The following is a 12,535-nucleotide window of genomic DNA, read 5'->3' as shown; positions in this document are numbered from 1 at the left end:
CCCGTCGTAGCCGATGGCTTCATCGGCGCACGATGAGCGCATGAGAACTGCTCCTGCTGTCACACCCTGCCCACTCTCCGGCTCTTGCGAGTGCTGTAGCTCGCAGGCTACAATGCACCGTGCGCGTCGAGAAAACCGACGAGTACCGTGACTGGATCGATGGCCTGAAGGATGTCAAAGGCAGGGCCCGCATCCTCATGCGGGTGGATCGACTGATCCACGGTAATCCAGGCTCTCATCGCAACCTGAAGCACGGCGTGTCCGAACTGAAGGTGGACTACGGTCCTGGGTACCGGATCTACTATGCGAAGCGCGAGGAGCGACTTCTGCTGCTCCTGGCCGGTGGAGACAAGTCCACGCAAGCGAGGGATATCGTCCGCGCGATACGTCTCGCGCTTGAACATGGAGAGTAGCGGAATGCGTGTCGCTGCCCGCAAGAAGCCCCGGAACTCGAATTCCTCGCCCTACGACGTGGCGGAACATCTTCGCTCGCCGGAGGAAATGGCCGCCTATCTTGATGCGTGGCTTGTCGAGGCTTCGGACGACGTCTCCGGCATTGCAAGGGCGCTTGGCGACATCGCTCGCGCGAAGGGGATGAGCCAGGTCGCGAAGGAAACAGGACTGAGCCGGGAAAGCCTGTATCGCGCGCTGAGCGAAGGCGGGAACCCGAGCTTTGCAACCGTGCTGAAGGTTGCCCGTGCGCTGGGCCTGCGCTTGCATGCGCAGGCGGCGTGAGAAGGCCAGGCAGTGCGAGTGCTTCGGTGGTGATGGTGTGTGCGCTGAGCCAGTTCCTAGCGGTCCGCCATCGCGCGTAAGCTGGTGGCAGCGACCAAAGAAGGGGGAGTAAGTGTCTGGTGGTGGCTGAACCTGGGCGCGAAGGAGCGCGGCAGTTCGCGCAGCATTGTCGTTCCACCCCTCTTCATGTTAGCGAACATGCTAACATGTCGTCTGCATGTTTTCTGTCGAGTACTACCACTCGAACGTCCTCGCGGATGTCGAGTCATGGCCGGTTGACGTGCTTGCCGACTATGCGCGGCTGGTCGAGTTGCTCGTAGAGCACGGTCCTGATCTCAGGCTTCCGTATTCACGAAGCATGGGGCAGGGGCTGTTCGAACTGCGGCCTCACGGTCGCTCCGGTGCGGGTCGGGCCATGTATTGCTTCGTGGTCGGCAAGCGCATAGTCGTCGTGCATGCCTTCCTCAAGAAGACGCGGCAGACGCCGGATTCAGACCTCAAGATCGCCCGCAGGCGGATCAAGGAGTTGCGGAATGGCTGAACTGAAACACGTTCCCGTCGAACACGATCACCAGGCCTTCCTCGCGAAGGCGAGCAAGCGCACGGGTTTCAATGAAGCCTATGCTTCGCTCGAGTTCGAGTATCAGATCGTCAGCCAGCTGCTCAAGGCGCGCACCCGGGCGGGGCTCACGCAGGAAGCGGTCGCCATGCGCATGGGCACGACCAAGAGTGCAGTGTCGCGGCTGGAATCTGCTGGCAAGCACGCGCCGTCATTGGGAACGCTGAAGCGATACGCCGAAGCGGTAGGCTGCGAGTTGCAGGTCAGGCTCGTGCAGCGGTGATGCGTCCATACCGAGCGTGAAGATGCGATCCACATCATCTCCTTCAGGAAAGCCACGAAGCGTGAAGCAACGCGCCTCTTCCGCTAGCTCCCGAACCGACCGGGCGCGTCTGCACGACGCCGACCGTCCGGGCGTGCCGTCGAGCGACCATCCGGAAGCGGATGTCGCCCATGTGGTTCGCGGCATCGTCAGGCAGGGCCTGAAGCCGCTGCCGGCGAAGGCGCTCGTGTCCCTGCGCGTCGACCAGGACGTGCTCGACTGGTTCAAGGCCCAGGGCCCGGGCTACCAGACACGGATCAACGCGGTGCTCAAGGCCTTCCGCGACGCATCGAGCTGAAGCTCACCGCCCGCGACCCTCACGTCCGACCAGACGCACAACACTCACTCCGCCTTGATCCCCGCCTCCCGCGCGAACTGCTCGGGCGTGCAGCCTATCGGCTGGAAGCCGGCCTTCTGCGACGGCTCGCGGATCTCCGGCAACTGAAGGCCGTCGACATCGAGTTTCGATCTGGGCACGATGTTTTGCGGGATGGATGGACAAGGGTGGGATCAATAGCTTTACGCAATGGCTCCCACGGTCCTGCGTCAAGGTGGTTTCAGGCTGTTCTTCTTTTCCCTTGAAGAACCCAGGATGCACGTCCATGTCTCGCACCCGGATGGTGAGGCAAAGTTCTGGTTGCGACCGGAAATCGCTCTTGCCACGTCGATCAGTCTCAATGATCGCCAACTGCGCACCGTGCGAGCTATCATTGAAGCACACGCAGCGGAGATCGAAGATGCCTGGCGGCGGCACTTCAAAGGTTGAACTCACCCACGTCTCGGGTCACGGCCTCTGGCTCATGATCGATGACGAGGAACTCGCCCTGCCGTTCGATCAGTTCCCCTGGTTTCGCGACGCCACCATCGCGCAGCTGTCGGTGATCGAACGGCCGAGCCCCGACCACCTGCACTGGCCGTTGCTGGACATCGACCTCACGGTGCCGTCGATCCGCAACCCGGCGGCATGGCCTCTGGTTGCACGGTAGGATCCATCACCACCGGTCAGGCGCGCCGTGTCTGCTTCAACACATGCGCCCGAAGAACAACGCTCACTCCGCCTTGATCCCCGCCTCCCGCGCGATCTTCGTGAACCGCGCGATGTCCTCGCGCACCTGCTGCGCGAACTGCTCCGGCGTGCTGCCGATCACCTGGAAGCCCGCTTTCTGCAGCGGCTCGCGGATCTCCGGCAACTGCAGCGCGCGCACGCCTTCGCGGTGCGTCGCATCGACGATCGCCTTCGAGGTGCCCGCCGGCAGGAACAGCCCGAACCACGCGCTCGCGGTATAGCCCGGCAGCCCGGCCTCGGCGAAAGTGGGGATCTCGGGCGCGATCGCGATCCGCTGCGTCGAGCCCATCGCCAGCGCGCGCAGCCGCCCGCTGCGCAGGTGGGGCAGGGTCGACTGCGGTGCGTCCAGCCCGGCCATCACCTCGCCCGAAAGCAGCGCGGTGGCCGCCGGTGCACTGCCCTTGTAGGGCACATGGTTCATCCGCATGCCGGCCAGCGCGTTCAAGGCCTCGGTGGCGAAATGCGGATAGCTGCCAACGCCGAAGCTCGCATAGGTGATCTCGCCCGGGCGCTTGCGCGCCAGCGCGACCAGCTCCTTCACCGACTTCACCGGCAGCGACGGATGCACGAACAGCGCGAACGGTGCATCGGCGAGGTTGGTGACCGGGATCAGGTCACGGATCGCGTCGTAGGGCAGCTTCGCGTACATCGCCGGTGGCGTGGCGACATGGCCGACCGCGCCGAACAGCATCGTGTAGCCATCAGCGGGCGCACGCACGACGAAGTCCACGCCGATGGTGCCGGCAGCACCCGGGCGGTTCTCGATCACGAACGGCTGGCGCAGCTGCTCGGCCATCTTCTGCATGATCGGCCGCGCGACGAAGTCGGGGTTGCCACCGGCCGGCGTCGGGATGATGATGCGCACGGGCTTCGACGGCCAGGCGGGCGTGGCAACCTGCGCGGCCGTCGGTGTGGCGACACCCGCGAACAGCAGCGCGATGCCGGCCAGGCCAGTGCCGAGGCGCAGCGCGGCAGGCGCCATGAGGAACGTCCGGGGCAACATCAATTCCATCGGTGTCTCCTCCTGCTTTTCTTGTAGTGCCGCCATCATAAACGACGACAACAGCGCAACGGAGGAGCGACCCATGACACGGGCGCGAGTGGATGAGGTGATCGGCCAGGGCATGCATCGCTTCCTGGGCGACGGCGTGCATTACCGTGACCTGCTCGACATCCGGGCAGCCATCGACGACTGGTCGCAGTGGTGCGCGACCTGGTCGCGGTTCGGCGACGCCGCCGAGCGGCGCGGCCGCACCGCCGAAGACCACGGCCATGTACGCACCGCCGCACGCGAGTACGCCCGCGCAGCGCTCTACTTCCACTACGCGCAGAACCTCTACTACGACGACCCGCAACTCAAGCGCACCGTGCACGACCGCAAGGTCGCGGTGTTCGCGCGCGCCGCACCGATGCTGTCACCGCCGCTGCAGCCGGTGAGCATCCCGTTCGACGGCATCGAGATGCCGGCCTACCTGCGGCTGCCCGCCGGAGTATCGAAGCCACCCGTCGTGATCCTGCTCGGTGGCCTCGACACCACCAAGGAAGACTACATGGTGGTCAACGACCTCTGCGTCGAGCGCAGACTGGCGACGCTCGCCTTCGACGGCCCCGGCCAGGGCGAGACGCTGTTCCGCATGCCCTGGCGCCGCGACTTCGAGCAGTGCGTGATCGCCGTGCTCGACTTCCTCGAGCAGTGCCCGCAGATCGACGCCGGACGCATCGGCATCATCGGCCGCAGCACCGGTGGTTACTACGCACCGAAGGCCGCGTCGATGGACACGCGCATCCGCGCCGCGGTGGCCTGGGGCGCGATGTACCACCTGCGCAACCTGGCGAGCATCCCGCGCGCGACGCTCGACGGCTTCGTCTACGTCAGCGGCTCGCGCTCGGTGGAAGAGGCGCGCACGTTCTTCGAGTGCATCGACCTCGAGGGTGCGGCGGCGAAGATCCGCTGCCCGCTGCTGATCGTGCATGGCGGGCTGGACACCATCACCCCGATGGAGAACGCCACCCGGATGGCAGCCGAGGCGGGCGGCACGGTGGAGACGCTGATCTGGGAGGACAGCGGGCACTGCTGCCACGACCGCTCGCACATCGTGCGGCCGGCGATGGCGGATTTCATGTGCAGGTGGTTGTAGCGGGGTAGGTCCTGCAAGATGGCAAAGCGACTCTTTCCTGAGACTAAAGCCCTGGTCACCATATGCCAGCGCCACAAGATCAGCCGCTTGTCGTTGTTCGGCTCGACACTGAAGGGTACCGCCCGCCCGGACAGCGATATCGATCTGCTGGTCGAGTTCGAGCCGGGTGCGAGGATTACCTTGCTGGACATGGCCCAGATAGAGATCGAACTTTCGACGCTGCTGGGTGGCCGCAAGGTCGATCTGCGGACGGCAGGGGATCTCAGCCGGTTCTTCAGGGATGAAGTCGTCCGCACCGCAGAGCCGCAGTATGTCGCCGGGTACGCCGGCGTCACGGAATCCTGATCTCAACAAACGCGCCTGGTGCGAGGCGCTCGATCGCCGCGACCACGAGAGGCACAGCAGGCCTGATGCGAGGCCAATTGGTCGTGCTCAAGACAGCGATCGCGATCTTTCGATCCGAAAGATTCTGCTGATACCGAAGATTCTGATCAGTGGTGATCAGCGCTTCAAACCCTCGGGCCTCGGCAGCTGAAAGCAGATTACCGTTTTCCAGCTGGCCCCAACCACACTCGTGCGCAGTGACCACTCGGTGGTCAGGAAGCACGGCGCGAAGCGGCACCGGGGTTCCCTGATCAAAAAGGATGTACATCTACGCAGGAGCGAGCAAGCCGTGAGCGACGTGGTCCAACGCAGCCTTCGCTTGTTCGAGGGTAACTCCTGGAAACCACTCGACGAACTCAGCGACTGAAGCGCCGCCTTCGAGGTTTTCGAACAAGGCTGCTACCGGCACCCGCGTGCCACGAAACACCCAGGCGCCACTGTAGACACCGGGATGGGATTCGACGGCAGCGCATGTCGACCAGTCAATCATCTCGAAATCCTAGCACTTCCTGCTAGCAATAGCCGTCCCGGTGACACTGATGCCCCTCCATCAGCATCGCAATGACCTCCTGCAGGGTGTGCTGAAGCTCGTCCAGCGTGCCGCCCTGGGAGTGGGCGCCTGGGAAGCCAGGGACGAAGCCAACGTAGAGCCGCGTGACCGAGTCCTGTTCAACTACTGCCGAGAGAGTCTTCATTTCGAGGCTCCGGATAACCGCAAAGTCTTTGAGGTCGCAATCTGCGACCTCAAGTCGGCGAACTCGACTCGTGTCAGCGCCCGAAACGCTTTTCCCAGTATCGGGGCCGTCGCCGCTGGTGCGCAACAGCCTCGATGCGCACGCATTCGTCTGTAGCAGAGTAATAGAGCGTGAACGGAAAGCGCCGTAGAGCGAACTGACGCAGGTTCCGGTTTGCAGGGCGTCCGATCAGCGGTTGATCGCAAAGGATATCTTCTGGCCGGCGCGAAGGCTGGCAAATACCTGTTCCGCCGGTATCGCTTCTACCTTGCCTTCGACAATCTCAAGGTGACGGCGTTGCGCTTCTTCAAGCCATGCGCGTTGGACGCTCTCGTCCGCTGGCCCGTCAAGATCCGCGATCAACGACTTGACCAGGTCGGCCTTGTCTTCGCGGCTGAGCGCCCGGATCTGCGTTTCGATGGCTGTGACTGCTGTTGTCATGACGCCCTCCCTCAAGCCTGGTCTGCGACTGCTTGATCCCAACCGGGAAACACCAACACCGCCGGGTGGCACTTGAGCGCGCGCGCCAGAACCTTCGCACGTTCAACGCCCAGGTTCACACGGCCGTTCTCGATTGCCGACAGCGTGGCCTGGGCAATTCCAGTCAGCTCGGAGAGCTGGTTCTGGCTGAGTTCCTGCATCTCACGCAGGATCCGGACCGACTCGCCCGGCGTAACTTCGACGCGCCTGCGCGCGGGACTGAAATCGCTCATTTCAGGACTTTCATCAGAGGTATGCCGAATATCGCACGACGTTCGATCCTGTAGCTTTTTAGGTATGTCCACCACGAACTGTCGCGACCGGCAACGATGGTCCCAGACCCTGCCATCAGGCGCTATCGTCGATTACTATGAGATACGAACCAAAAGTTCCCCCAGCGAGCAAGTCGAAAACTCGACAGACGTCTCATCCCACCAACAACACCCCCGGAGCAGTCTACATTCCGTCGATGGGGTCAAGTCTTGCCTTTTGCGCGAGCGGAGTGATTACCTGCAAACGCCATGGCAAAAGGCGGTGAGGTCATCTGCGGCAAGCGGATGCGTAGAAGCGATCATCGAACGGCGTCGCGGGCACGGGCGATAGCGTCTCGTACGGGAATCCCAGACACTGCCCCGCGCTCCAGCTCGGCCAGGCGCCGCTCTGCTTCAACGGACCACGCGTCCTCAACGTCCGCATTAGCGGCCAGACTCGCCAGCAGCTTGTCAGCCAACTGTGCACGATCCTCCGGAGAAAGAAGGAGCGCCTGTGCTTCAACTTCTGCGATTGATATCGACATCAGTCTCTCCAGTGCAAGACTGGCGCGCTGGCTATTCGATCTGAATCACCAACTCGCGACCACAGGCCTGAGCGTACTTTCTGAGCGTAGCTAACGAAGGGGAGTGCTTTCCAGTCGACAGTGCCCGCTCCAGGCGAGCAACAGACGGTGGGTGGGTACCCATGCGTTCGGCGACTTGTGCCTGCGTAAGTCCCGCGTCGTGCCTCGCCTTCAGAAGTTGATCAAGGAGTTCGCCTTCCTCGCGCTCGATACGATCGACTTCCTTCCTTACGCCCGGGCGGCGAAGCAGCTTCGATACAACCTGCTCATGCGTTCGCATCCTTGACCTCCTTCATGCGCTTGCGCGCGACTTCCACCTCCCGAAGGGGTGTCTTCCGAGACTGAATAACAAATATGTTATTCCAAGACAAGAGGCACGAGGAGGTGTGCCATTCGGACGGCTGACGACGATCCTGCCCGCCCCCCGCCGCAGGCGCTATCATCAATAACCATGCAAAACCCCCCAAAACTCCCCACCCACACCCCGCCCACCCACCCCTGCCGCCCCTTCGGCAGCCCGTCGGCCTGACCCCCCATGTGCGGTATCGTCGGCGGCACAGCCTCCCGTGACATCGTCCCCGTCCTCGTCGAGGGCCTGCGTCGCCTCGAGTACCGTGGCTACGACTCCTGCGGCGTGGCCGTCCACCACGCCGGCCAGCTCCAGCGCACACGCAGCACGCACCGCGTCGCCGAGCTGAAGGCGCAGGTCGAGGCCGAGGGCGTGGCCGGCAGCACCGGCATCTCGCACACCCGCTGGGCGACGCATGGCGCGCCGAGCACCACCAACGCCCACCCGCACTTCTCCAGCGGCGAGATCGCGGTGGTGCACAACGGCATCATCGAGAACTACGAACAACTGCGCAGCGAGCTGCAGGCGCTGGGCTACGTGTTCGAATCGCAGACCGACACCGAGGTGATCGCGCACCTGGTGCGCCACCTCTACAAGGGCGACCTGTTCGAAGCCGTGCAGGCCGCGGTGGCCCGCTTCCGCGGTGCGTATGCCATCGCCGTGTTCGCGAAGGCCGAGCCGCACCGCCTGTGCGGCGCCCGCTTCGGCTCACCGCTGGTGCTGGGCGTGGGCACCGGCGGCGAGCACTTCCTCGCTAGCGACGCGCTCGCACTGTCGGGCACCACCGACCGCATCGTCTACCTCGAGGAAGGCGACCTCGCCGACCTGCGTCCCGAGGGCTACCGCATCGTCGACCGCGAGGGCCGCACCGTCGAGCGCGAAGTGCGCACCGTGGCGGCCGAGGCGGCCGAGGCCGAGCTCGGCACCTACCGCCACTACATGCAGAAGGAGATCTTCGAGCAGCCGCGCGCGATCTCCGACACGCTGGAGGCGGTCGGCGGTATCGACCCCGGCCTGTTCGGCCCAGCCGCGGCGTCGGTGCTGCCGGCGGTGGAGGGCGTGCTGATCCTCGCCTGCGGCACCAGCTACTACGCCGGCTGCGTCGCGAAGCAGTGGATCGAATCGATCGCCCGGCTGCCGGTGCAGGTGGAGATCGCCAGCGAGTACCGCTACCGCGACTCGGTGCCCAACCCGCGCGCACTGGTGGTGACCATCTCGCAGTCGGGCGAGACCGCCGACACCCTGGCCGCGCTCAAGCATGCGCGCGACCTGGGACACACGCACACGCTGGCGGTGTGCAACGTCGCCACCAGCGCGATGGTGCGCGAGACCACGATGCGCTTCCTCACCCGCGCCGGGGTGGAGATCGGCGTCGCCTCGACCAAGGCCTTCACCACGCAACTGGTCGCGCTGTACCTGCTGGCCAACACGCTGGCCAAGGCCCACGGCCGGCTCGATGATGCCGCCGAGCACGACGCCATCACCGCACTACGCCACCTGCCGGCCGCGGTGCAGACCGTGCTGGCCCTGGAGCCGGCGATCGTCGAATGGAGCGAGACCTTCGCCACCAAGGAAGACGCCCTGTTCCTCGGCCGCGGCCTGCACTACCCGATCGCCCTGGAAGGCGCGCTCAAGCTGAAGGAGATCAGCTACATCCACGCCGAGGCGTATCCGGCCGGGGAGCTCAAGCACGGCCCGCTGGCGCTGGTGACCTCGGCGATGCCGGTGGTGACGGTGGCCCCGAACGACGCGCTGCTCGAAAAGCTGAAGAGCAACATGCAGGAGGTGCGTGCGCGCGGCGGGGAGCTGTACGTGGTGGCGGATGGGGATACGCAGATCACGGACAGCGAGGGGGTGAGGGTGATACGGATGCCGGAGCACTATGGTGACTTGTCACCGATATTGCATGTGGTGCCGCTGCAGTTGTTGGCGTATCACACGGCCCTTGCCAGGGGGACGGATGTGGATAAGCCCAGGAATTTGGCTAAGTCGGTGACGGTGGAGTAGAAGACCATAATGAGGCGCGCTGGGCGGTGATCTTGACCGATCCACGCATAGCTCCATACTGGTGCCAGTGCACTTGAGGACGCTGAATGTCTGACGCGCGTTATGGTTGGAGCTCGAACTTCCCTACCTTTCGAGCGGCGGAGCCACGGCTAGTACGCGGGCGATTGCAAGAATTTTTGCCTGATGTCGACGCCTCACAAGTTAGGGCATGGGACGACAGCATCCCGAAGCTCCAGCGGGAAGTAGGCGAGTCACTTGACGCGTACGCTCATGCAGCGCAATACAGTGCAATTCTTGAGTATCAGTTGCCGCTCGAGTTTCGGCGGCCCGACGTATTGCTGTTGGTCGGTAGCGCTGTAATCGTGTTGGAACTCAAGGGCAAAGAGACTCCGTCGCAGGCTGACCTCGATCAAACGGCAGCCTACGCACGAGATCTTCGCGCATACCATCGCGACTGTGATGGTCGCCCCGTCTATGCGGTGGTCGTACCTACGCGCGCCAAGGGGTATGGAGGCGAGCGAGACGGCGTACATATCGCGGGACCCGATGCGATCGACGCGCTCATCGCGAACTTCTCGGATGTGCGTGATCAGCCGCAACTCTCTGCAGAGGCATTCCTTGACGCCGCGGCGTATCGACCTTTGCCAACGCTTGTACAGGCAGCGCGCGAGCTCTTCACCACGGGTACGCTGCGGGATATCTGGCGAGCACGTGCCAACACGGATCCCGCCGTCAACCAAATCGAGATCATCATTCGTGGTGCTGCCGCTGCAAAGCGCCGGCGCCTCATCTTGCTTACGGGTGTTCCCGGAGCTGGAAAAACGCTCGTAGGGCTGCGGCTAGCGCATGCTCATTATCTCGATGACCTCGCGGTTGCGCGTGCGGATGGTCATAAACCCACTGCCCCTGCAGTCTTCTTGTCGGGGAATGGCCCGCTTGTACAAGTACTGCAGTATCAGATGAAGCAGGCCGGCGGTGATGGGAAGACCTTCGTCCGTGACGTGAAGGGCTATGTCCAAGCCTACAGCCGTCCAAAGGCACCTGTGCCGGCAGAACACGTGCTGATCTTTGACGAAGCGCAGCGCGCGTGGGATGCGGACATGGTGGCCGCTAAAGGCCACACGGATAGTAAGCGTTCCGAGCCAGAGCATTTCGTGCAGTTTGCCGAGCGCATTCCGGAATGGTGCACGATCGTCGGCCTCATTGGCACTGGGCAAGAGATCCATCTTGGCGAAGAAGGCGGACTTTCGCTCTGGCGCAAAGCTGTCGAAGAGAGCGGAGTGCCTGACGATTGGGAGGTTCATGGAGCCCCGCAGATCGCGTCACTGTTCGCAGGAAGTACCGTCCCGTTCGTCGCCTCCCCCGCCCTCACACTCGACACGGAGATTCGCTTTCATCTTGCGAAAGATGTCCATCCGTTCGTGGATGCAGTTCTGCGTGGTGACTCCGACGTGGCGCGGCAGCATATCGCTCACCTCGCCAGCCACGACTTTCACCTTCGGATGACTCGTGACCTGGATACTGCAAAAGCCTACCTTCGAGAACGGTACGCCGAGCATAAACTGGCCCGATTCGGGCTAGTAGCTTCCTCGCGTGACAAGGACCTTATCCACTTCGGCGTTCGCAACGACTTCAACTGGACGAAGAATGTGAAGGTAGGGCCATGGTACGTAGACGGTGACGGAAGCCCGGTATCTTGCCGCCAGTTGGAAGAAGTGGTGACCGAGTTTGCGGCGCAGGGCCTTGAACTCGATGCAGCGCTTCTTTGTTGGGGTAGCGATCTCGTACGCGAGCAGAGCGGTTGGTCGATTGCGCGAGCTCGTGGCTACAAGAAAGGTAGTCTCGTGCGTGATCCCTACCAACTTCGCCTCAATGCATATCGAGTCTTGCTTACTCGCGGTCGAGACGGCACAGTAATTTTTGTGCCGCCGATCTCGCAGCTTGATGAGACGTGGAGCTACTTGGTGGCTTGTGGTGTTTCCGAACTAGGGTAAACAAGTTGCATGTCATCGGTGCAGCCGCAGGGGTCGATTTGGCGTGGTGACCTAAAGCGCTCCTGAGCAGGTTGTCTGCCCCGACGCAGAGACCGTCACCGCCGCACCGAGCGATCGAAGAAGTCGTCCGGCAGACCGCGCATCCCATCCGCGCAGCATCAGCCCATGACCTTCTAGCCCCTGATTCTTTCGTGAAGCCGGCGGGATTCATGTTCCGCCTGGGTATTCCGGCGCAACGTGACCGCTGAATCCGGCGAACGTGACCGGTCTGTCCGGTTGAACGTGACCGGCGAATCCGGCTGAACGTGACCGATCCGGAGCGATTTCCGGATCCGGCGGTCACGATCCCGGAACGATCGGTCACGATACCGGACGGGCCGGTCACGTTGCCGGCTGGCACTGCGTAGATCTCAACCCAGGGCACGTATCGTCCGGTCTTTTTGACCGGAGGAGCGGTGCCCGCAACGAGGATGGACCTACGCATGATCAAGGAAGCACTTCGCCTCAAGCTGGAGGCCGAGCTGTCGCACGAGCAGACGGCTCGCGCGCTGCGCATCTCCAAGGGGGTGGTGGCAAAGTACGTCGGGCTGGCCGCAGCGGCGGGACTGTCGCACTGGGACGCTGTACGCGATCTGGACGAGGCGGAACTGCAGCGGTGCCTGCTGGGCCCGGCATTGGGGCGCAGGGACGTGGTGATGCCGGACTTCGCCCGCATCCACCGCGAGCTCTCGCGCAAAGGCGTCACGCTGATGCTGCTGTGGCAAGAGTATGTTGCGGCCCACGCTGGGCAGCGCACCTGGGGCCGAACGCAGTTCTTCGAGCACTACCGCGCCCATGCCCAGTCGCTCAAGCGCTCGATGCGCCAGGTGCACCGTGCCGGGGAGAAGCTGTTCGTCGACTACGCCGGGCCGACGATTGCGCTGCGCGACGGC

20 protein-coding genes are annotated in these 12,535 nt (G+C 63.4%); 12 read left to right on the top strand and 8 right to left on the bottom strand.

The features are described from left to right. The first annotated feature begins 119 nt into the window (after positions 1-119). The 7 genes from ING98_20115 to ING98_20085 all read left to right on the top strand — a co-directional run bounded on the left by ING98_20115 (position 120) and on the right by ING98_20085 (position 2,602). Positions 120-413: a type II toxin-antitoxin system RelE/ParE family toxin gene (locus ING98_20115; protein MCA3104182.1), complete on the top strand. Its 294-nt coding sequence runs from the start codon at positions 120-122 to the stop codon at positions 411-413. Positions 414-417: 4 nt separating this feature from the next. After that, positions 418-735, top strand: coding sequence for a putative addiction module antidote protein (locus ING98_20110; GenBank protein MCA3104181.1), 318 nt, complete (start codon positions 418-420; stop codon positions 733-735). Between the two features lie 217 nt (positions 736-952). After that, the gene (locus tag ING98_20105; protein ID MCA3104180.1) at positions 953-1,276 is read left to right on the top strand and encodes a type II toxin-antitoxin system RelE/ParE family toxin; all 324 of its coding nucleotides are present in this window, start codon (positions 953-955) and stop codon (positions 1,274-1,276) included. After that, positions 1,269-1,577 (top strand): helix-turn-helix transcriptional regulator, encoded by a 309-nt coding sequence (locus tag ING98_20100; GenBank protein MCA3104179.1) that lies wholly within the window; start codon positions 1,269-1,271, stop codon positions 1,575-1,577. Before ING98_20105 ends, ING98_20100 begins: the two co-directional genes overlap by 8 nt. Before the next feature lie 22 nt (positions 1,578-1,599). Continuing rightward, entirely contained in the window at positions 1,600-1,914 is a 315-nt protein-coding gene (locus tag ING98_20095; GenBank protein MCA3104178.1) for a BrnA antitoxin family protein, read from the top strand. A 228-nt stretch (positions 1,915-2,142) separates the two neighbouring features. Next, on the top strand, positions 2,143-2,382 hold the full coding sequence (locus ING98_20090) for a DUF4160 domain-containing protein (protein ID MCA3104177.1): 240 nt from the start codon (positions 2,143-2,145) through the stop codon (positions 2,380-2,382). Further along, a complete protein-coding gene (locus tag ING98_20085; protein MCA3104176.1) occupies positions 2,354-2,602 on the top strand; it encodes a DUF2442 domain-containing protein in 249 nt (82 codons plus the stop codon). The genes ING98_20090 and ING98_20085 overlap by 29 nt, the downstream gene beginning before the upstream one ends. Before the next feature lie 63 nt (positions 2,603-2,665). Here the strand turns inward: ING98_20085 and ING98_20080 are convergent, their stop codons facing one another. Next, the gene (locus ING98_20080; GenBank protein MCA3104175.1) at positions 2,666-3,694 is read right to left on the bottom strand and encodes a tripartite tricarboxylate transporter substrate binding protein; all 1,029 of its coding nucleotides are present in this window, start codon (positions 3,692-3,694) and stop codon (positions 2,666-2,668) included. 73 nt (positions 3,695-3,767) lie between these two features. Between ING98_20080 and ING98_20075 the strand changes: the two genes are divergently transcribed. Together ING98_20075 and ING98_20070 are read left to right on the top strand one after the other, a co-directional pair. Then, positions 3,768-4,820 (top strand): alpha/beta hydrolase, encoded by a 1,053-nt coding sequence (locus tag ING98_20075; GenBank protein MCA3104174.1) that lies wholly within the window; start codon positions 3,768-3,770, stop codon positions 4,818-4,820. Positions 4,821-4,838: 18 nt separating this feature from the next. Further along, the gene (locus ING98_20070) at positions 4,839-5,165 is read left to right on the top strand and encodes a nucleotidyltransferase family protein (GenBank protein MCA3104173.1); all 327 of its coding nucleotides are present in this window, start codon (positions 4,839-4,841) and stop codon (positions 5,163-5,165) included. Here the strand turns inward: ING98_20070 and ING98_20065 are convergent. The 7 genes from ING98_20065 to ING98_20035 form a co-directional block, all read right to left on the bottom strand. Continuing rightward, a complete protein-coding gene (locus ING98_20065) occupies positions 5,152-5,472 on the bottom strand; it encodes a hypothetical protein (protein ID MCA3104172.1) in 321 nt (106 codons plus the stop codon). The genes ING98_20070 and ING98_20065 overlap by 14 nt on opposite strands. Continuing rightward, positions 5,473-5,694 (bottom strand): DUF433 domain-containing protein, encoded by a 222-nt coding sequence (locus tag ING98_20060; GenBank protein ID MCA3104171.1) that lies wholly within the window; start codon positions 5,692-5,694, stop codon positions 5,473-5,475. It lies immediately after the preceding gene. Positions 5,695-5,716: 22 nt separating this feature from the next. Further along, positions 5,717-5,899: a type II toxin-antitoxin system HicB family antitoxin gene (locus ING98_20055; protein ID MCA3104170.1), complete on the bottom strand. Its 183-nt coding sequence runs from the start codon at positions 5,897-5,899 to the stop codon at positions 5,717-5,719. A gap of 228 nt (positions 5,900-6,127) precedes the next feature. Beyond that, on the bottom strand, positions 6,128-6,379 hold the full coding sequence (locus ING98_20050) for an addiction module protein (GenBank protein ID MCA3104169.1): 252 nt from the start codon (positions 6,377-6,379) through the stop codon (positions 6,128-6,130). Positions 6,380-6,390: 11 nt separating this feature from the next. Further along, a complete protein-coding gene (locus tag ING98_20045; GenBank protein ID MCA3104168.1) occupies positions 6,391-6,651 on the bottom strand; it encodes a helix-turn-helix transcriptional regulator in 261 nt (86 codons plus the stop codon). Positions 6,652-6,989: 338 nt separating this feature from the next. Then, positions 6,990-7,214: an addiction module protein gene (locus ING98_20040; GenBank protein ID MCA3104167.1), complete on the bottom strand. Its 225-nt coding sequence runs from the start codon at positions 7,212-7,214 to the stop codon at positions 6,990-6,992. Between the two features lie 31 nt (positions 7,215-7,245). Then, positions 7,246-7,533 carry a helix-turn-helix transcriptional regulator gene (locus tag ING98_20035; protein ID MCA3104166.1) on the bottom strand — a complete coding sequence of 96 codons (288 nt, stop codon included), beginning with the start codon at positions 7,531-7,533 and terminating at the stop codon, positions 7,246-7,248. Positions 7,534-7,788: 255 nt separating this feature from the next. Here ING98_20035 and glmS point away from each other — a divergent pair, with 255 nt between their 5' ends. The 3 genes from glmS to ING98_20020 form a co-directional block, all read left to right on the top strand. Further along, positions 7,789-9,609, top strand: coding sequence for a glutamine--fructose-6-phosphate transaminase (isomerizing) (glmS, locus tag ING98_20030; GenBank protein MCA3104165.1), 1,821 nt, complete (start codon positions 7,789-7,791; stop codon positions 9,607-9,609). A gap of 86 nt (positions 9,610-9,695) precedes the next feature. Beyond that, on the top strand, positions 9,696-11,603 hold the full coding sequence (locus ING98_20025; protein ID MCA3104164.1) for a DUF2075 domain-containing protein: 1,908 nt from the start codon (positions 9,696-9,698) through the stop codon (positions 11,601-11,603). 482 nt (positions 11,604-12,085) lie between these two features. Further along, on the top strand, positions 12,086-12,535 hold a 450-nt coding region (locus tag ING98_20020; GenBank protein MCA3104163.1), incomplete at its 3' end, for a transposase.

It is taken from the genome of Rhodocyclaceae bacterium, assembly GCA_020248265.1.
Classification (GTDB): Bacteria; Pseudomonadota; Gammaproteobacteria; order Burkholderiales; family CAIKXV01; genus CAIKXV01.
Note: the sequence above shows the minus strand (reverse complement) of the source record. Positions and strands in the feature narration are given on the sequence as shown.